Source organism: Acinetobacter sp. 809848 (assembly GCF_000581275.1).
GTDB lineage: Bacteria > Pseudomonadota > Gammaproteobacteria > Pseudomonadales > Moraxellaceae > Acinetobacter > Acinetobacter pittii.
This window is the reverse complement of the sequence record NZ_JEXG01000199.1, coordinates 1-411: the sequence shown is the minus strand read 5'-3', so window position 1 is coordinate 411 and position 411 is coordinate 1. Positions and strand designations below refer to the sequence as shown.

Sequence of the window (411 nt, the reverse complement as noted above, 5' to 3'; positions counted from 1 at the left end):
CCGCAAGGTAATCTGGCGTGTCGTATTCAGGCAGCAGGTATGGGATTAGGCGCTGTGTTTACCCCAACTGGCTTTGGAACACTTTTAGCTGAAGGCAAAGAAACCCGTGAAATTGATGGTAAAGACTACGTACTTGAATATCCGATCAAGGCTGACTTTGCTTTGATTAAAGCCTACAAAGGCGATCGTTGGGGCAATCTGGTTTACCGTAAATCTGCACGTAACTTTGGCCCGATTATGGCCATGGCTGCTGATGTCACTATTGCTCAGGTTTCTGAAGTGGTTGAACTCGGTGGATTAGACCCTGAGCACATTATCACCCCAGGTATTTTTGTACAGCATGTTGTACAAGTAGCGCCAGCACAGTAAGCAATAAGGAGAAATAACATGAGCTACCAGAAACTCAGCCGT

1 protein-coding gene is annotated in these 411 nt (G+C 46.2%); it reads left to right on the top strand.

The features are described from left to right. The coding region (locus J536_RS24765) for a 3-oxoacid CoA-transferase subunit A (protein WP_032064384.1) at positions 1–369 on the top strand (369 nt) is incomplete at its 5' end. Positions 370–411: the final 42 nt, after the last annotated feature.